16 protein-coding genes and 1 pseudogene are annotated in these 19,076 nt (G+C 72.1%); 10 read left to right on the top strand and 7 right to left on the bottom strand.

Annotation, left to right across the window (positions count from 1 at the left end):
- The first annotated feature begins 62 nt into the window (after positions 1-62).
- On the top strand, positions 63-1,223 hold the full coding sequence (locus tag OG452_RS31360) for an ROK family protein (RefSeq protein WP_327298914.1): 1,161 nt from the start codon (positions 63-65) through the stop codon (positions 1,221-1,223).
- A 141-nt stretch (positions 1,224-1,364) separates the two neighbouring features.
- Here OG452_RS31360 and OG452_RS31355 read toward each other — a convergent pair whose 3' ends face one another.
- Both OG452_RS31355 and OG452_RS31350 read right to left on the bottom strand, forming a co-directional pair.
- Positions 1,365-2,132 (bottom strand): GntR family transcriptional regulator, encoded by a 768-nt coding sequence (locus OG452_RS31355; protein WP_327298913.1) that lies wholly within the window; start codon positions 2,130-2,132, stop codon positions 1,365-1,367.
- Positions 2,133-2,521: 389 nt separating this feature from the next.
- Entirely contained in the window at positions 2,522-3,406 is an 885-nt protein-coding gene (locus OG452_RS31350) for an RNA polymerase sigma-70 factor (RefSeq protein ID WP_327298912.1), read from the bottom strand.
- Between the two features lie 255 nt (positions 3,407-3,661).
- Here OG452_RS31350 and OG452_RS31345 point away from each other — a divergent pair, with 255 nt between their 5' ends.
- Entirely contained in the window at positions 3,662-4,492 is an 831-nt protein-coding gene (locus OG452_RS31345; protein ID WP_327298911.1) for an alpha/beta fold hydrolase, read from the top strand.
- Positions 4,493-4,617: 125 nt separating this feature from the next.
- On the opposite strand, the gene OG452_RS35505 is transcribed toward OG452_RS31345, so the two are convergent.
- Positions 4,618-4,923, bottom strand: coding sequence for a hypothetical protein (locus tag OG452_RS35505; protein ID WP_405559935.1), 306 nt, complete (start codon positions 4,921-4,923; stop codon positions 4,618-4,620).
- A 308-nt stretch (positions 4,924-5,231) separates the two neighbouring features.
- Here OG452_RS35505 and OG452_RS31335 point away from each other — a divergent pair.
- A pseudogene (locus OG452_RS31335) lies at positions 5,232-5,587 on the top strand (PLP-dependent aminotransferase family protein); the annotation flags it as partial.
- Positions 5,588-5,773: 186 nt separating this feature from the next.
- The gene (locus tag OG452_RS31330; protein ID WP_327298910.1) at positions 5,774-7,261 is read left to right on the top strand and encodes a GNAT family N-acetyltransferase; all 1,488 of its coding nucleotides are present in this window, start codon (positions 5,774-5,776) and stop codon (positions 7,259-7,261) included.
- Here OG452_RS31330 and OG452_RS31325 read toward each other — a convergent pair.
- Complete coding sequence (locus OG452_RS31325; RefSeq protein ID WP_327298909.1) at positions 7,152-8,390, bottom strand: trans-sulfuration enzyme family protein; 1,239 nt, start codon at positions 8,388-8,390, stop codon at positions 7,152-7,154. The genes OG452_RS31330 and OG452_RS31325 overlap by 110 nt on opposite strands.
- Before the next feature lie 59 nt (positions 8,391-8,449).
- Here OG452_RS31325 and OG452_RS31320 point away from each other — a divergent pair, with 59 nt between their 5' ends.
- Together OG452_RS31320 and OG452_RS31315 are read left to right on the top strand one after the other, a co-directional pair.
- Positions 8,450-8,923, top strand: coding sequence for an Lrp/AsnC family transcriptional regulator (locus OG452_RS31320; protein ID WP_327298908.1), 474 nt, complete (start codon positions 8,450-8,452; stop codon positions 8,921-8,923).
- An 83-nt stretch (positions 8,924-9,006) separates the two neighbouring features.
- A complete protein-coding gene (locus OG452_RS31315) occupies positions 9,007-10,698 on the top strand; it encodes a DUF885 domain-containing protein (RefSeq protein WP_327298907.1) in 1,692 nt (563 codons plus the stop codon).
- A gap of 174 nt (positions 10,699-10,872) precedes the next feature.
- On the opposite strand, the gene OG452_RS31310 is transcribed toward OG452_RS31315, so the two are convergent.
- The 3 genes from OG452_RS31310 to OG452_RS31300 form a co-directional block, all read right to left on the bottom strand.
- On the bottom strand, positions 10,873-13,878 hold the full coding sequence (locus tag OG452_RS31310) for an SMC family ATPase (RefSeq protein WP_327298906.1): 3,006 nt from the start codon (positions 13,876-13,878) through the stop codon (positions 10,873-10,875).
- A complete protein-coding gene (locus OG452_RS31305; RefSeq protein ID WP_327298905.1) occupies positions 13,875-15,041 on the bottom strand; it encodes an exonuclease SbcCD subunit D in 1,167 nt (388 codons plus the stop codon). Before OG452_RS31305 ends, OG452_RS31310 begins: the two co-directional genes overlap by 4 nt.
- 105 nt (positions 15,042-15,146) lie before the next feature.
- On the bottom strand, positions 15,147-16,151 hold the full coding sequence (locus OG452_RS31300; protein WP_327298904.1) for an NADPH:quinone reductase: 1,005 nt from the start codon (positions 16,149-16,151) through the stop codon (positions 15,147-15,149).
- On the opposite strand from OG452_RS31300, the gene OG452_RS31295 reads away from it, so the two are divergent.
- From OG452_RS31295 to OG452_RS31280, 4 genes are all read left to right on the top strand, one after another.
- Positions 16,150-16,311, top strand: coding sequence for a hypothetical protein (locus OG452_RS31295; protein ID WP_327298903.1), 162 nt, complete (start codon positions 16,150-16,152; stop codon positions 16,309-16,311). The two genes, OG452_RS31300 and OG452_RS31295, sit on opposite strands and share 2 nt — an antisense overlap.
- A gap of 9 nt (positions 16,312-16,320) precedes the next feature.
- A complete protein-coding gene (locus OG452_RS31290; RefSeq protein WP_327298902.1) occupies positions 16,321-16,761 on the top strand; it encodes a GNAT family N-acetyltransferase in 441 nt (146 codons plus the stop codon).
- Positions 16,762-16,851: 90 nt separating this feature from the next.
- Complete coding sequence (locus OG452_RS31285; RefSeq protein ID WP_327298901.1) at positions 16,852-17,394, top strand: SRPBCC family protein; 543 nt, start codon at positions 16,852-16,854, stop codon at positions 17,392-17,394.
- A 94-nt stretch (positions 17,395-17,488) separates the two neighbouring features.
- The gene (locus OG452_RS31280) at positions 17,489-19,063 is read left to right on the top strand and encodes a class I adenylate-forming enzyme family protein (RefSeq protein ID WP_327298900.1); all 1,575 of its coding nucleotides are present in this window, start codon (positions 17,489-17,491) and stop codon (positions 19,061-19,063) included.
- Positions 19,064-19,076 lie beyond the last annotated feature (13 nt).

The following is a 19,076-nucleotide window of genomic DNA, read 5'->3' as shown; positions in this document are numbered from 1 at the left end:
GCCCGACCTGTCACCCGGTACCATCCGGCACACACGCACGAGCTGAGCTGGGAGGACAGACGTTGGGGCAGCTGACCGGCGGGGATCCCTCGTTGCTGCGACGGATCAACTCCTCCGTGGTGCTGCACGCACTGCGCGGCGAAGTGTTCCCGACCCTGACGGATCTCACCCGCATCACCGGCCTTTCGCGGCCGACGGTCGAAGGCGTGATCGAAGGACTGATCTCGGCCGGCCTCGTCGTCGAGGACGCCCCCGAGGAGGAGGGGGAGACCCGACGGCAGGGGCGTCCGGCACGGCGGTTCCGTTTCCGTGCGGAGGCCGGGCATCTGCTCGGCATCGAGATCGGCCCGCACCGGGTCGCCGCCCTGCTCTCAGGCCTCGATGGCGAGATCATCGGCGCCGGTTCCCGCAAGGTGCCGGAGACGGCGTCCGCGGACGAGCGGCTGGAGCGAGTACGGAGCACGGTGGCCGATGTGCTGCGCCGGGCCGGAGTCGCGCGCAGCACGCTGCGCGCTGTCGGGGTCGGCAGCCCGGGAATCGTGGAGGCCGACGGCACAGTCCGGCTCGGCACGGCGCTTCCCGAGTGGACCGGGCTCGCGCTGGGCGAGCGGCTGCGGCGGTCGTTCCGCTGCCCGGTCCTGGTCGAGAACGACGCCAACGCGGCGGCCGTGGCCGAACACTGGAAGGGCGCCGCGACCGATTCCGACGACATCGTTTTCGTGCTCGCCGGACTGAGTCCCGGTGCGGGTTCGCTGATCGGCGGGCGGTTGCACCGCGGTTTCGGCGGCGCGGCGGGCGAGATCGGCGCGCTGCATCTGCTGGGCCGCGGAGTCCGCCCCGAGAAGCTGCTCTCCACGACCGACGAGCCGCTCCACCCGCTGGACGAGCATGCGGTCGCCGAGGTCTTCACTCATGCCAAGGAGGGCGACACGCGGGCCCGGGCCGCCGTGGAGCGGTTCATTCAGCGGCTGGTCCACGATGTGGCGGCGCTGGTGCTGGCGCTCGACCCCGAGCTCGTGGTGATCGGCGGCTGGGCGGCCGGGCTCGACGGGGTACTGGAGCCGCTGCGGGGCGAGTTGGCGCGCTACTGCCTCCGTCCGCCCCGGGTCGCGCTGTCCGTGCTCGGTGAGGCCGCAGTGGCGACGGGCGCGCTGCGGCTGGCGCTCGACCACGTGGAGGAGGAACTCTTCGCGGTGGAGGGCACGGTGACGGCGCGCCGCTGATCGCGACGACGGGCCCCGTCACGCCATTGCGGCGGCGGACCGGTCACACCATCGCGGCGACGGAACCCGTCACGGGATGGCTCCGGGGGCAAGGACAACGGACGGCTGGGGCCAGCTCGGTCCGGACGATGGACGTCCGGATCAGGAGGCTTTCTTGCCGCCGGGCAGCTGGTCGCTGATCTCCAGGTCGCCCGAGTCACCGAAGGTGAGCCGGCAGGTGTCAGCCCGGTAGGTGGCCACCGACACCGCGACCGTCCTGCCGCCCGCGATGTACCGGGTGGTGACGACGAGCACCGGAGCACCGGGCAGCCGGTCGAGTTCCTTGGCGTCGTCGGCGCGGGCCGAACCGAGTTCGACTGCGCGGTCCTGGCCGTCAAGGTCGAGATGCTGGAGCTCACGCAGGACGGCGCGCGCACGGGCCGGGCCCGACGGAGCTTCTATGGCGGACAGTTCGGGCACGGAGGCAACCGGTACGTACAGCAGCTCCGTGGCGACGGACTGCCCCTGCGTCATCCTGATCCTGCGCACGGTGTGCACCGCGTCGTCGCTGTCCGCGTCGAGCAGCCGGGCCACGGCGGCCGGCGGGGCGGTGCTGCCGCACTCGACGGGCTGCCAGGCGTCGTCCGCCGCACCGGGCCAGGTCTGCTGCGAAGTCGACACGTCGACACCGACGCGCGGCGGGGCCACCGTGGTGCCGACCCCGCGGCGGCGCTGCAGACGCCCTTCCAGCTCCAGCTGTTCCAGTGCCTGGCGCAGCGTGGCGCGCGCGACGCCGAAGCGAGCGGCCAGTTCACGCTCGTTGGGCAGGATCTCCCCGACCGCGAATTCCGAGTCCAGCGCCTCGGTGAGCACGGACTTGAGGTGCCAGTACTTCGGCTCCGGCACCGATTCCAGCTGCGTGGTCCCCACCCTGATCCTCCGCAATCGCCGTACGCCCGGCGGCTTTTCCGTGCCCTTGTTTATTAAAGGTTCCTGCACTAACTCTGCGAGAGTAGGGCGGCACCCCTTCTTGGTCAAGACCAATCCTCGCCCGATAGCGGAACGGAGTCGAGTCATGACGCAGTGCGTTCACGGGAAGTTATCGGTCAGAGGGCCGCCACGCCAACCGGCAGCGGCAGCGGGCAGCAGGAAGTGACCAGCCGGAACCGAAAAGTCGAGCGCACCAAAGAGCCCCGCAGCACAGAAGAGCGCAGTCGGCGCAGAAAGCGCGCAGGGGCCCGGGGGCGAAAGCGTGCCCGGCAGACCAGGGCACACCCGGACGAGCGGACCGCCCCCCGGATCAGAGGGGCCGGAGAGCCCTACTCCGCGGATAGCAGCAGGAGTTTGTCAGGATTGCGCACGATATAGATCTCGGCGATCCTGCCGTCCTTGATCTCCACCTGCATCACGGTGTCCACGGTGCCGCCCGATAGCACAACGATCGCCGGGGCGCCGTTGAGCTCCCTGATGCGGAACTCGGCATCCTCTACGCCCTTCTCCGCGACGCCGAACAGGAAACGGCCCACCTTGTCCGCGCTCTCGATGACGCGCAGCGGCGCCTTGGACTTGCCGCCACTGTCCCCCACCAGGCGCACTCCGGGGGTGAGCAGGGCCAGCAACTCGTCCAGGTTCCCGCCCGACGCCGCCGCCAGGAACCGTTCGGTCAGAACGCGGCGTTCGGCCGGATCGACGTCGTACCGCGGCTTACGCTCGTCCACATGGCGCCGCGCGCGCCCGGCGAGCTGGCGCACGGCCGCCTCGCCGCGGTCGAGTACGACGGCGATCTCCGCGTACGGGAATCCGAAGGCCTCCCGCAGCACGAACACCGCACGCTCCAGCGGAGAGAGCGATTCCAGCACCACCAGCACGGCGAACGAGACGGACTCGGCGAGCACCGCCTGCTCCGCGGTGTCGGGAACGGACGCGCCGAAGTCCGTGGCGAGCGGCTCGGGAAGCCACGGCCCCACATATGCCTCGTGCCGCGACTGCACGTGCCTGAGCCGGTCGAGCGCCAGCCGGGTCGTGATGCGGACGAGGAAGGCACGCGGCTCGCGCACATCGCCGCGGTCGGCCGCCGACCAGCGGAGCCAGGCCTCCTGTACGACGTCCTCCGCGTCGGCGACGCGGCCGAGCATCCGGTACGCCACACCGGTCAGTACCGAGCGGTGTTCTTCGAAGAGGTCGGTTGCCGTGTCGATCGCCACTCCCCCATCCCAGCCGACCCGCACCCCGGTGTCCAGAAGGAATCGCCGGAAGGGACCCGATCCACTTCAGCGCCGCCCTCCCCGTCTCGCGCGGCCCGCACTTCACGCCACCCCCTCCTCGGGCCATCCGCCTCTCGCGCCACCCGTTTTCGCCCCGCCCCTTGAAGTACAAGCTACTGAAGGGTAATTGTTACTGACGCGACGTCTAAGTGCCGGTTCCTGCTCTCAGGGACCCCCACCCCAGGGAGCAGCAGCATGTCCGCCCAGGTCTCCTTCACGATCGACACGACGACGGGGCAGAAGCCGGTCTCGGTGGCGTACGAGCGCACCGGATCCGGCGCTCCGCTCCTGCTGCTGCACGGTATCGGCCACCACCGGCAGGCGTGGGACCCCGTGGTGCACATCCTGGCCGCCGAGCGCGAGGTCATCGCCGTTGACCTGCCCGGGTTCGGTACCTCGCCCGCGCTTCCCGACGGCGTGCCGTACGACCTCGCGTCGGTCGTGCCCGTCCTCGGCTCGATGTGCGAGGCGCTCGGCGTCGAACGGCCCCATGTGGCGGGGAACTCGCTGGGCGGTCTGCTCGCGCTCGAGCTGGGCAACAGGAAGCTCGTACGGTCGGTCACCGCCCTCTCACCGGCCGGATTCTGGACGCCGGGCGAGCGGCGGTACGCGTTCTCGACCCTGACGGCGATGAGGCAGGGCGCCCGGCTGCTGCCGCCCCCGGTGGTCGAGCGGCTGTCGCGCTCGGCGGCCGGGCGGGCGGCCCTCACCGGCACCATCTACGCCCGGCCGGGCCGCCGTTCACCGGAGGCCGTCGTCGCGGAGACCCGGGCGTTGCGCGGCGCGACCGGCTTCGACGAAACCCTCGCCGCCGGCCGGGACGTACTCTTCACGTCCGAAGTCAGCGCCGTACCCGTCACCGTGGCCTGGGGCACGAAGGACCGCATCCTGCTGCGCCGCCAGGGCATCCGCGCCAAGCGCACCATCCCCGGCGCCCGGCTGGTGCGGCTGCCCGGCTGCGGCCATGTCCCGATGAGCGACGACCCCGCCCTGGTGGCCCGCGTCATCCTCGACACCAGCCGCTGAGCGGGGTCCGCCCACCCCGGACCCGAGGGTCACGCCCACCGCGACCAGAGCGCTGCCCGCGGCCTGCGGCGCTCCGTAGCCCCCGGCGCCGACCAGGGGCGCGGTTAGCGCGGCGGCCACGGGGATCAGGCGCCCGAGAACAGCGTGGCCCGCTCGGCGCCGATCCGCTGCATCCCGCTGTACCAGCAGACGAACCCGATGACGGTGACCACCACCGCCTGCCAGCCGAGTGCCATCGCCTCCGCGGTGTCCGCCGCCCGGACGAAACCGGTTCCGTCCACCGCCACGCCGATCCCGGCCGATTCGACGGCCGCCACCGCGCACACCGTGGCGGACAGCAGCTTCGGACCGAGCGGCCGCAGCACCGGAGGGACGAGGACCGCGAAGCCCACCTCCCCCGCGAGCGCGCCCGCCGAGCAGCCGCTTCCCAAGGCGTCGGTGCGGCCCAGCCCTGGACCGCGAAGGCGCCCGCGGCCACCAGCAGTGCGCCGAGCAGAACCGGCCGGGCCGGTCGGCGCCCCCCGGCCAGCGGCACGAGTACGCCGCCGACGTCGCCCCGCCGGGCACGGCCGCGCATCGCACTGCCGGTTCACCGGCCTGGGAGCTGCTGCTGCCGGTCACGGCCGCGCCGTCCCGCCGCCGTGGCCGCCGGCTGCAGGAGGCGTTGCGCACCGCGGTCCGGACCGGCCGGCTTCCGGCCGGGACCCGGCTGCCGTCCAGCCGTGCGCTCGCGGCGTAGGCGCTGCTGGCCGAGTTCATCAGGGGCGGCGGCTACGACCGTCAGTTACGGCGCTGCCAGCGCGCCTACCGGGAGCGGCGGGACGCCCTGGTCCGGGCTTCGAAGAGCACATCCCCGGATCCGCGGTCAGCGGGATCGCCGCAGGACTGCATGTCATCGCGCGGCTGCCGGAAGCTCACGGCCCGGAGAGCCGGTTCCAAGAGCGGGCGGCCCGGGCGGGGGCCGCCGTGCGCCCGCTGTCCGACTACGGAACCGCCCGCCCCCGGGACGACGTCGTACGTCTGGTGCTCGGATACGCGCAACTGGCGCCGCCGGAGATCGAGCGCGGTATCCGGCTGCTGGCAGGAACCAATTGAGGCCCGCGTCGGTTCACTTGGGGTGAGGGGGTACGTGCAATGGCAACTGCATCACCATGGGGCACCGGACCGGACGCTTCGCGTCTTTTCCGGCAGGAAAAGGTTACCAATCAACCAAAATCACACTTAACCCATCAGTCACAGGGTGTTCGTGATCAGGCAACACCGCTCGGTCACAGTGAGGGCATGACCGATGTGAACCCCGCGAAGAGCACCCGTCGCCCGCACCACTGGCGCCGGGACCTCATCGAACTGGCCGCCCTGTTCACCGCCGTAGCGCTCGCCGACGCCGTCGCCAATCTCGTCGCGCACGGGCCCGACGGGCCCTTCCTCCTGGTCGCCGCCGCGGTGGCGCTCATCGGCACGGCGGCGTTCCACCTCTGGTGGGCCCAGCACCACAGCCACGCACCACCGTCCGGACGGTCGTCCGGACGGTCCGGCGCGAGCGACCCGGCCGGCACGCCCGCAGTGCCCCGCGACGACCACGCGCACGGCAACAGCAGCGACAGCAGCGACGCGAACGGGATGGCGCGGTCCGAGACCGTGCTGTGGCGGATGCGTACGACCGTACGGGACGAGCCCGGCAGCCTGGCCGCGCTGTGCACGGCGCTGGCCCGTCACCAGGTCGACATCCTGACGCTCCAGACCCACCCGCTCGCCGACGGTACGGTCGACGAGTTCCTGCTGCGCGCCCCCGCCGCCTTCCAGTCCCGGCAGCTCGGCCACGAGGTCGCGGCGGCAGGCGGGCACGACACCTGGATCGAGCGCGCGGACGCCCACGACCTGGTCGACGCACCGACCCGCGTGCTGGGCCTCGCCACCCGCACGGCCCTGGACGCCGCCGAACTCCCGCTGGCACTGCGCCAGTTGCTCGGCCGCTGCACCATCCACTCGCTGCCCGCGGTGTCGGCAGGCGACGCGTCCGCCGACGAGCCGACGCCCGCGGAGGGCGTTCTCGAGGAGCGGGTGATGCGGCTGCGTGACCCGTCCGGCGGCACGATCACCGTCGAACGGCCCCATCTGCCGTTCACCCCCACGGAGTTCGCCCGCGCCAGGGCCCTCATCGAACTCGACGCCCGCCTCGGCCCGAGGATGCCCCGCAGCAGGGATGTCTTCACCCTCCCCGAGGGCAACGAGATCACCGTGCGCAGGGCCGGGCCCGACGACGCGCAGGCAGCCCGGGCGATGCACGACCGGTGCACCGACCGGACCCTCGGCCTGCGCTACCACGGCCCGGTCGGCGACGCGGACCGCTACCTCGGCCATCTGCTGAGCCCCCGGTTCGGCCGCACCCTCGCCGTGCAGACCGCTTCGGGGCGCATCGTCGGCCTCGGCCACCTCCTGTGGGACGGCGACGAGACCGAGGTCGCGCTGCTCGTCGAGGACGCCTGGCAGCACCGCGGCATCGGCTCCGAACTGCTCGGCCGACTGGTGGCGCTGGCGGAGGAGACCGGGTGCGAGAGCGTGTACGCGGTGACGCAGGCGTCCAACACCGGCATGGTGGCGGCGATGCGCGGCCTCGGGCTGCCCCTCGACTACCAGATCGAGGAAGGCACTCTGGTGATCACCGCACGACTGGCGACGACACCCGCGCACTCCCGTCCGGCGCAGGACCTGCCGTACGGCCTTCCGCATGAACTGCCGTACGGGCCGAGCGAGCAGAGCGGCCACTGAGCGCCCCGTCCAGATCCGCCCAGAGGTCGTCCACGTCCTCCAGGCCCACCGACATCCGCAGCAGCTGCTCGCTCACGCCTGCGGACCGCCGGTCTCCCTCGGCCACAATGCGGTGGCTGATGGAGGCAGGGTGCTGGATGAGGGTGTCGACGCTGCCGAGGCTGACGGCCGGGGTGATCAGCCGTACGCCCGCGATCACCCGGTGCGGATCGCCGTGCACCTCGAAGGCCACCATGGCGCCGCCCAGCTTCGGATAGTGGACCGCCGCGATCCTCGGGTCGGCGGCCAGTCTGCGGGAGAGTTCAGCGGCCGTCCCGGCGGCGGCCCGCATCCTGACCGGCAGGGTCGAAAGACCGCGCAGCAGCAGGTACCCCGACAGCGGGTGAAGGACGCCGCCCGTCGCGAAGCGCAGCTGCCGCAGCACCCGTGCGAACTCCTCGTCGCAGGCCACCACCCCGGCCAGTACATCGCCGTGCCCGCCCAGATACTTCGTCGCGCTGTGCAGGACGATCCGCGCCCCGTGCTCCAGCGGCCGCTGGAGGACCGGGGTCGCGAAGGTGCTGTCGACGAGCAGCGGAACCGAGCCGCAGGAGTGCGCCAGCGCCCGGATGTCGATCTCGGCGAGGGTCGGGTTGGCGGGCGTCTCGACCATCACCAGGCCGGTCTCCGGACGGATCGCGTCGGCGACGCCCGCCGGGTCCGTCCAGGTCACCTCGGTACCGAGCAGCCCAGCGGTGAGCAGATGGTCGCTGCACCCGTACAGCGGGCGGACCGCGACGACATGGCGCAGCCCCTGGCTCGCACGGGCGAGCAGCACCGCGCTGAGCGCTGCCATTCCGCTGGCGAAGGCCACCGCGCTCGCGGCCCCCTCCAGCCGGGCGAGCGCCGTCTCGAAGCGCGCCGTGGTGGGGTTGTCGAGCCTGGCGTAGACCGGCGGCCCCTGCGGGCGGGCGCCGGTGGCGGCGAACTCGTCGATCCTGGCCGCCTCCTGCCTGCTGTCGTACGAGGGGTACGTGGTCGACAGATCGATCGGGACGGCGTGCAGGCCGAGACCGGCGAGGTCTTCGCGCCCGGCGTGCACGGCTTCGGTGGACAGGGCCCTGGATGTGGTCGAGGCATCGGATTCCATGCGGGAACCCTGAACACCTACCGGGCAGTTCAGGCCACATCCCGTGTTACGTTCGGCCGATGGCCGAATCTGTCGTAATCGACCCGGTCGATCTGCATCTGCTCCGCCTCCTGCAGAACGATGCCCGGACCACCTACCGGGAGCTGGCCGCCGAGGTCGGGGTCGCCGCGTCGACCTGCCTCGACCGGGTGGCCCGGCTACGCCGCTCCGGAGTGGTGCTGGGCCATCAGCTGCGGCTCGACCCGGCGAAACTGGGGCGGGGCCTCGAAGCGCTGCTCTCGGTCCAGGTACGGCCGCACCGCCGGGAGCTGGTCGGCCCGTTCGTGGAGCGGATCCGGGCGCTGCCCGAGTCACGGGCCGTCTTCCATCTGGCGGGGCCTGACGACTACCTGGTGCACGTGGCGGTGGCCGACACCGCGGACCTGCAGCGCCTGGTTCTGGACGAGTTCACGGCCCACCGCGAAGTGGCCCGGGTGGAGACCCGGCTGATCTTCCAGCAGTGGGACTGCGGGCCGCTGCTGCCCCCGGGGTGAGCAGCGGCCCGAGAGCGCCGTCCCGGAGAGTGACGACCCGGAGATCGATGGCGCGGAACTCCCCGCCGTACGAAGATGTCCGCATGTCACAGACTCTCACCAGCCCACTGCCCCGTCAGGTCGCCGACGCCTACGTCGACTCCCTGATCGCTCTCGACCCGATCACCGGCACCTATCTCGGAGTGCGCGAGAGCTCCGGCGCCCTCCCCGACTTCTCCCCCGCCGGGCAGGCCGCCCTCGCCGCGCTCGCGCGGACGACCCTGGCCGAACTCGACGCGGCGGAGCGCCGGCCGGGCGGGGGCAGTGACGCCGAGCGGCGGTGCGGCAGGCTGCTGCGTGAGCGGCTCAACGCCGAACTGGCCGTCCACGAGGCCGATGAGGCGCTGCGCGCCGTCAGCAACATCCACTCCCCGGCCCATGCCGTGCGCGAGGTGTTCACCGTGACTCCCACGGAGACCGACGAGGACTGGGCGGCCGTGGCCGAGCGCCTCGGCGGCGTGCCCGCCGCGCTCGACGGGTATCGCGAGTCCCTGGCCCTCGGGCTGGAGCGGGGGCTGCTCGGCGGTCCGCGCCCGACCGAGACCTTCATCGGTCAGCTCACCGAGTGGGCCGGCTCCGGCGGCGAAGGCACCGGCTGGTTCGAGGAGTTCGCCGCCGCGGGCCCGGATTCGCTGCGCAAGGAGCTGGACTCCGCTGCCCGTTCCGCGACCGCTGCGGTGGCCTCGCTGCGCGACTGGATGCGCGACGTCTACGCGCCCGCCGTCGAGGACGCGCCGGACACGGTCGGCCGCGAGCGGTACGCCCGCTGGTCGCGCTACTTCAACGGCACCGACCTCGATCTGGACGAGGCGTACGCGTACGGCTGGTCCGAATACCACCGGCTGCTGGCCGAGATGAGGACCGAGGCCGGGAAGATCCTGCCGGGGGCCAGTCCCTGGGAGGCGCTGGCGCACCTGGATGAGCACGGCACCCACATCGAGGGCGTGGACGAGGTCCAGAAGTGGCTCCAGGGGCTGATGTCGGAGGCGATGGACGCGCTCGACGGCACCCACTTCGAACTCGCCGAGCGGGTACGGAAGGTCGAGTCCCGGATCGCACCGCCGGGCGGCGCCGCCGCTCCGTACTACACACCGCCGTCCGAGGACTTCTCGCGGCCCGGCTGCACCTGGCTGCCGACCATGGGCGAGACCCGCTTCCCGGTGTACGACCTGGTCTCCACCTGGTACCACGAGGGGGTGCCCGGGCACCATCTCCAGCTGGCCCAGTGGGTGCACGTCGCGGACCAGCTCTCCCGCTACCAGGCGAGTGTCGGCATGGTCAGCGCCAACGCGGAGGGCTGGGCTCTCTACGCCGAGCGCCTCATGGACGAGCTGGGATTCCTGCCGGACGCGGAGCGCAGGCTCGGATATCTGGACGCGCAGATGATGCGCGCCTGCCGGGTGATCGTGGACATCGGCATGCACCTGGAACTGGAGATTCCGGCCGAGTCGCCGTTTCACCCGGGCGAGCGATGGACGCCGGAGCTGGCGCAGGAGTTCTTCGGGAACCACAGCGGGCGGCCCGCGGACTTCGTGGAGAGCGAGCTCATCCGCTATCTGTCGATGCCGGGCCAGGCCATCGGGTACAAGCTGGGCGAGCGCGCCTGGCTGCTGGGCCGCGAGAACGCCCGCAAGGCGCACGGCGACTCGTTCGACGCCAAGACCTGGCACATGGCCGCACTGTCGCAGGGGTCGCTGGGGCTCGACGACCTGGTGGACGAGATCTCGAAGCTGTAGCGACGGGTGTGCCGGCGCGAGTCGTCCGGCGCCGTACAGCGACCGCCGGGCCCGCGGGATGCGCGGGCCCGGCGGGGCTGCTCCGTACTGGACCACTGCTGCTGAATGGCTGCTTCTGGTTGGCAGTCGCCTACTTGGAGACTGCTTCCGCGGGGCCTGCTTCCGTACGGAAGGTCACCGCCCGGCCGCGTGGTGCCTGACCGCCGATCCGCTCTGCTCCTTGACGACCTCCAGCTGGGCCGGGATCCGGCGGCGCAGGTCGCCGACATGGCTGACGATGCCGACGCTGCGGTCCCGTTCGCGCAGGGAGTCCAGGACGTCGAGCACGTCGTCCAGCGTCTGGTCGTCCAGGCTTCCGAAGCCCTCGTCGATGAAGAGCGTGTCCAGCCGTATGCCGCCCGCTTCGTCGGTGACCACATCGGCCAGTCCCAGCGCGAGGGCCAGTGACGCGAAGAACGTCTCGCCTCCGGACAGCGTCGCTGTGTCGCGCTCCCGCCCCGTCCAGGAGTCCAGGACGTGCAGCCCGAGCCCGGAGCGGCCCCGGCCGCCAGCTCTCGCGTCGGAGTGGACCAGGGTGTAGCGCCCGGCCGACATCGTCTGCAGCCGGACGGTGGCCGCGGCGGCGACCTGCTCCAGGCGGGCGGCGAGGACGTACGACTCCAGGCGCATCTTGCGTTCGTTGTCGGCCGATGTCCCCGCGGCGAGCGTGGCGAGGCGGGCCACCCTGTCGTACTCGGCGCGCAGCGGACCGAGGCCGGTGAGCTCGTCGGCGGCCTGCTCGGAGAGGCGCCGGAGCGCGGTGCGGCGCTTGGCCGCGGCGTCCAGTACCGACGACGCCTCCAGGAAGTCGCGCTCCGCGGTGTCGAACTCCGCCCGGGCGGCGCCGGGATCGGCCGGCGGGCGGCCGGCGGCTTCGGCCGCGTCCTGCTCGGCGAGCCGCTCGGCGAGTGCGGCCTCCTCGGCCTGCCAGGCGTCGAGGCGCTGCTGCAGGCGGCGCTGTTCGCCGTCGCCGGTCAGTTCGGCGGCGGCCGCCTGCGGGGTGTCGAACCCCGCCCGGAAGGCGGCGTCGGCGAGCCGGTCGTCGGCCTCCTTGAGGCGCTGGGCGGTGGTGTCGACCGCGCGCACGGCATCGGCCGCCCGGTCCAGGAACCGCATCCGGTGCTCAAGCCGCGTGGCATGTTCGGCGACGCTGCCCGCCCCGCCGCGCGCCCGCACCAGCTCCTCCTCGATCGCGGACTGCTCCCGCTCCAGTGCCTCGCGCTGTGAGGTACGGGCGGCGGAGCGGCGTTCGGCCTGCTGCTGGGCGGCGGTCCGTTCGGTGTGTTCGCGCTCCGCCCGGCCGCGCTCCTCCCGGGCGGCGTGCATTCCGGCGGCCGTGGCGTGGGCCTGAGCATGGTCGCGCTGCAACTGGTCGACCAGGTCGGCGAGTTCACCGGTGGTGGCGCTGCCCGCCCCCGCGCGCGCTTCCGCGACCGCCTCGCGGACGGTGCCGAGGGCGCGCTCCGCTTCGGCACGGTCCTCGTCGGCACGGGTGTGTGTCTCGTACGCCGCCTCCTCCGCGGCACGGTCCACATGACCTGCCCCGCGCCTGGCGGGTGATGGGTGCCCGACGGCGCCGCACACCGCGCAGGGCTCGCCGTCCCGCAGTCCGGCCGCCAGCTCGGCCGCGATACCGCTCAGACGGCGCTCCCGCAGGTCGAGCCAGGTCTCGTGCTCGGCGTTCGCCCGCTCGCGCGCCGTGCTCAGCCGTCCCTCCGCTGCCGCCGCTTCGGTGGTGAGCCGGTCACGGGCGCGCGCCGCCTCCAGCCGGCGGCGGGCCGGTTCGAGCTGTCCTGCCAGCTGCTCGGCGCGGGTCGCGGCCTCCTGCGCGGCGTCGATACGGTCCTGGCAGCGGCGCAGGACGGTGTCCCAGTCGGCCAGCCAGCCGGCGGTCTCGCGGATCAGCTCGTCATCGGCGTGCGCCTGGCGGTCCAGATCCGCGCGCTCGGCGGTGATCTCCGCGCTGCGCCGCTCGGCCCGCCGTGCAGCGTCCAGCGCCCCGAGGTCCTGGCGGAGCCTGCGCTCCAGGGCGTGCAGCTGGTCGGCGCCCGCGTCGGCCAGCTCGGCGGGAAGCTCGCGCCGTGCGCGCTCCCGGGCGGCCACCGCGTCGCGGTGCTCCCGGGCCGCTTCGTCGCGCTGCGTCAGCGCGTCGCCGACTCGTTCGGCCCGGCGCGCGCGGTCCAGCCTGGCGCGTACCTCCGCGCGCTCGCCACTGCGGTTCGCCAGCTCATCGGCGCGGCGGCGCGTCTGCTCGTACCGCTCCTGGAGTCTGGCCAGTTCGCGCTGGTCCTCCAGGGCGGTCCGGGCCGCGGCCTGCCGGCGCTCCGCTTCGGACAGGGCCGCCTGCGCGATGCCGAGCCGTTCGTGGGCTCCGCAGCGCGCCACCGCGGCCCACTGCATGACGGCCTCGGCGAGGCCCGGTTCGCCCGGCCGGTCTCCGGGCAGTGGCCAGTCGCCGGCCGCGTCGCCCGCAGCCTCGGCCATCCGGTGGGCGAGAGTCAGCAGTCGCTCGTCACCGGCCAGCACCTGTGTCTCGGCGGCCCGGCGCAGCGCGGCGAGACGTTCCTCGACGGCGGCGAAGCGCCGGGTGTCGAAGAGCCGGCCGAGGAGCTTTCCGCGCGCCTCGGCGTCCGCTCGCAGGAAACGGGCGAAGTCGCCCTGGGGCAACAGCACCACCTGGCAGAACTGCTCCCTGCTCATCCCTATGAGCTGGGTGATCTCCTCGCCGATCTCCTGGTGGGACTTGCTCAGCGACCGCCAGCTGCCGGTCCGCCGGTCGTACTCGCGCAGTCTGCTCTGTGCCTTCTCGGTGACGAAGCCCTCGCCGCGCTTCTTGGGGCGCGGCTGTGCGGGCAGCCGGGTGACCTCCAGGCGGCGGTCGCCCACGCTCAGTTCCAGCGAGATCTCGGTGGGCTCGTCCACCGGGGCGTGGTCGCTGCGCAGGGTGTTCCCGGGGCCCTGCCGCGCGCCGGGTACCGCTCCGTAGAGCGCGTAGCACACGGCGTCGAGTACCGACGTCTTGCCTGCGCCGGTCGGTCCGTGGAGGAGGAAGAGCCCGGCTTCGGACAGGGAGTCGAAGTCGACTTCCTGGCGTGCGGCAAAGGGGCCGAAGGCTGCGATGCGCAGGGTGTGCAGCCTCATCGCGCCACCTCGTTCGCCCCGTCATCCACCCGGACGTCGTCGATGGCTCCGGAGAGCACTCCGCGCTCCGCCGCGTCGGGCCCGGCGCCGCCCCGTACGTGCGCCACGAAGTCCTCCGCGATCTGCTGGTCGGTGCGCCCCTTGAGGCGCTGGGCGTAGGAGGCGAGCGGGTCCCCGGTGGTCCGGTCCGGCTCGAAGACCAGGCTGAGCGTGTGCGGGAAGCGCGCGCTCAGCCTGGCCATCGGCTCGGCGGGCCGCACCGGGTCGGTGAGTGTGGCCTCCACCCAGGACTCCTCGTGCCTCTCCAGCGCCGGATCCTCCAGCAGTGCGTCGAGACGGCCCCGGATTCTGGCGAGCCGCCGGGGGACGGGGCAGTCGATCCGCTCGGCGGCGATCTCTCCGGCGGGGCCGAGATCGATCAGCCACATCGTCTTGCGGTGGGCGGCCTCGGAGAACGAGTAGGCGAGCGGGGAGCCCGAGTAGCGGACCCGCTCGGTGAGTGTCTGGCTGCCGTGCAGGTGGCCGAGCGCGACATAGTCGACGCCGGAGAAGACCCCGGCCGGTACGGCGGCCACTCCGCCGACGGTGATGTCGCGCTCACTGTCGCTGGGCTCTCCGCCGGCGACGAAGGCATGGGCGAGGACCACGGAGCGGGTGCCGGGGGCCCGTACCGCGAGGTCCGCGCGTACCCGGTCCATCGCGGCGGTCAGCACGGCTTCATGCCCTGCCCTGGCTGCCTTCAACTCGTCACGGACCAGGGCCGGTTCCAGATAGGGCAGCCCATAGAACGCCACATCGCCGTACGGGTCGGAGAGGAGCACCGGCGTGTCGCAGCCCGCCGGATCGGTCCGCAGATGTATTCCGGCCAGCCGGATGAGACCCGCGCCCACTCCGAGCCTGCGGGCCGAGTCGTGGTTGCCCGAGATCATCACCGTCGCGACGCCCGCTTCGGCGAGCCGGTGCAGTGCACGGTCGAAGAGCTCCACCGCGGCGAGCGGGGGCACCGCCCTGTCGTAGACGTCCCCGGCCACCAGGACCGCGTCCACCTCGTGCTCCCGTACGGTCGCCACCAGGTGGTCGAGGTACGCGGCCTGGGCGTCGAGCAGTCCGACCCGGTGGAAGGAGCGGCCGAGGTGCCAGTCCGATGTGTGCAGAATCCTCAATGCGCTGCTCCGACCTGCATTTTTCCCTCACTCCGCCCCGTCACGCCGAGTCCATCACGGCCCTCAGTCTGCCACCGGTGCCGAGGGGCGCGGCCATGGAGGCCGTCAGTGGTCAGGCCGGAGAACGACCCTTCTGCCGTGGAGCCGGCCTGCCTCCATCCGGCGGTGGGTTTCCGCGGCCGAGCTCAGCGGAAGCGTCTCGAGGGCGCGGGGGCGCAGGCGGGCATCGCTCAGAAAGCTGTTGACGGTGACGGCGGCCTCGGCCAGCTCTGCCGCGGTCGCGTGGGAGATGACGAATCCCACGACCGAGCAGTCGTTCATATAGAGCGGTCCCACCGGCAGAACAGGGCGGGACCTGGCCCCTGCCAGCAGCACGATCCTGCCGCGGCGGGCCAGCAGGCCGACGGCGTTCGACAGATCGTTCTCGCCCGCGGTGTCCAGGTAGAGGTCCACGCCCTGGGGCGTGGCGGCCCGGATGCGCCCGAAGAGGTCGGGGTCCCGGTAGTCCAGGACCTCCGATGCGCCGAGTGAGCGGCAGTATTCGGCGTCGCGCGCGCCGGCGGTGGCGACGACCCGGGCCCCCGCCCGGACGGCCAGGACCACCAGCGCGCTCCCGACGTTCCCGGCGGCGCCCGCGACGAGGACCGTCTCACCGGCGCGGAGCCTGCCGTGGGTGAACAGGGCGAGACAGGCCGTAGCTGCGGGGTGGACCAGGGCCACCGCCTCGTACGGGTCGACCCCGTCGGGAAGTCGGTAGAGCCGGTCGGCCGCCACCACGGCCTGCTCGGCCGCGGCCCCCTGCCGGCCGCCGTGCCCGAGACTGTTGGCCCACACCAGGTCCCCCACCGCGAACTCCCGCGTTCCCGAACCGGTCGTGGAGAGAGCGGTCGTGGAGAGAGCGGAGACCCTGCCGACCAGATCCCGGCCGATCACGAACGGGAAGTCGACGGGGGTGGGGAAGGCGCCCGAGCGGACGAAGGTGTCCACCGGGTTGACCGTGGTGGCGAGCACATCGATGAGTACGTCGGCGGGGCCCGGCCGGGGCGGCGGCAGCTCGCCGTAGCGTATGACGTCCGGAGTGCCGAGCTGTTCTATGTAGGCGGCGCGCATGGTTCAGCATCCTGACACGGCCGACGCGGGCCGCCGCGAACCGGAACCGATGTTCGTCAACTCGGTCCGTCCGCCGGTGACGCGGACACCGGCAGACACTCCGGCGGCCGGTGCGGCGGGCACCGGCAGACACTCCGACGGCCCGTCGGCCGGGTCGTAGGCTGCCGCTGTGAACCTGACAACAGCCGACGTCGTGCCCGGACAGGCAGCCATGCACACCGAGATAGGACCGCTCCTGCGAACGCTGCGGCCCGGTCTCACCGAAGCGGCGTTCACGGCTTTCGCCGGGGAGGCCCATCGGCAGGGTCTCGTCTTCACCGCCGCCTACACCCCGGACGGGCGGTGCGTGGGCGTGGCGACTCACCGGACGCTGGCGACGAGCCGCGGCCGTCTGCTGTTCGTCGACGATCTGGTCACCGATCCCCGGCTGCGGTCGGGTGGCGTCGGAAGTCTGCTGATGGAGGAGTTGGAGGCGCGGGCCCGGCGCGCCGGCTGCACTCGGATCGAACTCGACTCTGGGGTTGCCAATCACGGGGCCCACCGCTTCTACCACTCCCACCGCATGGTGATCTCGGCCCACCACTTCGCCCGGGACATCGGTGCGGAATGAGGGCGCGGGGCGGGGCCCGGCGGCGGCGACTTGACGGACCCGCGCCCCGGCCTTTGACCTGCGACATGGGGCATCTGCAAGCTTCCGGGCATGGACCGAAACACCAGTAGTGAATCGCCGCTGTTCGAACTCGGTGCCAGCATCCACCTTTCCACAGCACCGGACGGTGTTTACGCGATCATCAGCGATCTCCCGCGCAGTGGCGAATGGAGCCCCGAATGTCTGGGCGGCGAATGGATCTCCGGTGAACCGGCCACGGTCGGGGCCGTTTTCCGCGGGGAGAACCTGCGCGACGAGAGTGTCGTTTCCTGGGCGCCGGTCGTACGGGGAAAGTGGATCACCCAGTCGGAAGTCGTCGCCGCCGACCCCGGTCTGACGTTCCGCTGGGCCATGCGCGACACCGCGGGGAACCGGCAACAGAGCGTCTGGGGTTTTGACATCGAGCCTGCGGAGGGTGGTTGCACCCTCACCCACCATTTCCGTATGGACCAGGCGACCGAAGGAATCCGCGGCATTGTGGCGGATATGGACGAGCAGGAGAAGCGGCGGTTCTTCACCGAATGGAGTGTCAAGGTGAAGGGCGATCTGGCGGCCACACTCGACCGCATCAAAGCCGTTGTCGACGGGGGCTGAGCGGCACCGCACCAGCCTCCTGAACTTTCCGGCCGAAGCAGTGAGCAGCGCGCGACGGCCGCATTCCTATGTCCACCGACGAGAGCTTGGCGGAATGCTTCTACAACGCAGAGGAAATCGCGGATTCCGGCTGGGGACGCTTTTCGAGCGGGCGGCGGCCCGCCATCCGGCGAATGTTCTGATTCTCGACCACGAACTCGGCATCGCCCCCTCGGCAGGTCTGCGGATGACCGTCTCCGAGGTGGCGGACATCGTCGATGACTTCGCCTCCCGGCTGTGGGCCGCGCGGGTGCGACCCGGCCAGAAGGTGGTCGTCCACAAGGCCGACGGGTTCGACATCATCCTCCTCGCCTGTGCGGTGGCGCGCATCGGCGCCGTACCCGTACTCCTGTCCCCGGCGCTGGACGGCACGACGGTCGCGGAACTGGTCCGGCGGGTGGGCAGACCCTTCCTGGTGACCGACCCGGACAAGCTCGGGAAAGAGCTGCCGGACACGGTCTTCGAGCTCGCGGAACGGGTACTGCTCACCACCGGAGACCATGACCGGGCCGTCTCCCTGGCCTCGCTGGCGGGAGCCGGCCGCGTCGCCCCGGTGACCCTGCCACCTGAGCGCCCGGCACTCATCACCCACACCTCGGGGACCACCGGTACCCCGAAACTCGCCGTCCATACGGGCCACAGCCTGCAGGCCCGGTACCGGCCCCAGTTGCTGGCCGTCGCGCCCATCCTGATCAGGCGCGAGACCATCGCCCTGCATGTGACGTTCGTGCACTCCCGGCTCTTCACCGCGCTCGCGATCTCGCTGATGCGCGGGTTCCCGATCGTCGTGCTCGCCGATTCCGACGTGCGGCGGGCGGGCGACCTCTTCGCCCGTGTCCGCCCCGGCGTCCTGGAGGCCCACCCCAACTCCTTCATGGAGTGGGAGGAGTTGGCCGACGACCCGCGGGAGCCGCTGGCGAACGTCAAACTCTTCAGCAGCACCTTCGACGCCATCCACCCCAGGACCGTGCGCCGACTACTGCAGGCGACACGGCGTACGGCCCCGGTCTTCGGCCAGCTCTACGGGCAGAGCGAGGTGGGCCCGGCCGTGGTGCGCGCGTTCACCCGGCGGCGGCACCCGGAGGCGGACGGGCGCTGCGTCGGAATGCCGTTCCCCGGTATGACGGAGGCCCGTGTCGTCAGCCGTGACGGCAGGCCGCCGTCGGAGTCCAACCCGGGTTACATCGAGGTGCGCAGCCACGGCCGCATCGTGACCTACCTGGGCGAGCACGACCGCTATGAGCAGCAGGTCTCCGACGGCGGCTGGTGGCGGATGGGCGACGTCGGATACCGCACGAGGTGGGGGTGCGTCCACCTCCTCGACCGGGAGGTGGATCTGATCGAGGGGTTCGGCAGCACGCTGGCGGCCGAGGACACCCTGCTCGGCAGGCTGGCCGAGCTGAACGAGGTCGTCATCGTACGCGGCGCGGACGGCACCGCGGTGCCCGTCGTCTGCACCAAGGACGACAGTCCGCTGGACGCGGCCGCGTGGGACGCCGCGGTGGCGGACCTGCCGCCGATGGCCGCGCCCGTGCACCAGCGTCTGGGCGATCTGCCGCAGACGGCCACCACCAAGATCAAAAGGCTTGAGCTCGCGCGGCTCCTCTCAGCGGAGGGCCGGCACCCGTGACAGAGCACGGAGG

This window comes from Streptomyces sp. NBC_01197 (assembly GCF_036010505.1).
In the GTDB taxonomy this organism is placed as follows: Bacteria; Actinomycetota; Actinomycetes; order Streptomycetales; family Streptomycetaceae; genus Streptomyces.
The sequence above is the reverse complement of the archived record's forward strand: the minus strand, read 5'-3'. Positions and strand labels throughout refer to the sequence as shown.

Coding starts and splice junctions, on each gene's coding strand:
- OG452_RS31345 (WP_327298911.1), top strand. CDS start 3,662: ATGTCCGCCCAGGTCTCCTTCACGATCGACACGACGACGGGGCAGAAG.
- OG452_RS31330 (WP_327298910.1), top strand. CDS start 5,774: ATGACCGATGTGAACCCCGCGAAGAGCACCCGTCGCCCGCACCACTGG.
- OG452_RS31325 (WP_327298909.1), bottom strand. CDS start 8,390: ATGGAATCCGATGCCTCGACCACATCCAGGGCCCTGTCCACCGAAGCC.
- OG452_RS31320 (WP_327298908.1), top strand. CDS start 8,450: ATGGCCGAATCTGTCGTAATCGACCCGGTCGATCTGCATCTGCTCCGC.
- OG452_RS31315 (WP_327298907.1), top strand. CDS start 9,007: ATGTCACAGACTCTCACCAGCCCACTGCCCCGTCAGGTCGCCGACGCC.
- OG452_RS31310 (WP_327298906.1), bottom strand. CDS start 13,878: ATGAGGCTGCACACCCTGCGCATCGCAGCCTTCGGCCCCTTTGCCGCA.
- OG452_RS31295 (WP_327298903.1), top strand. CDS start 16,150: ATGGTTCAGCATCCTGACACGGCCGACGCGGGCCGCCGCGAACCGGAA.
- OG452_RS31300 (WP_327298904.1), bottom strand. CDS start 16,151: ATGCGCGCCGCCTACATAGAACAGCTCGGCACTCCGGACGTCATACGC.
- OG452_RS31285 (WP_327298901.1), top strand. CDS start 16,852: ATGGACCGAAACACCAGTAGTGAATCGCCGCTGTTCGAACTCGGTGCC.
- OG452_RS31280 (WP_327298900.1), top strand. CDS start 17,489: ATGCTTCTACAACGCAGAGGAAATCGCGGATTCCGGCTGGGGACGCTT.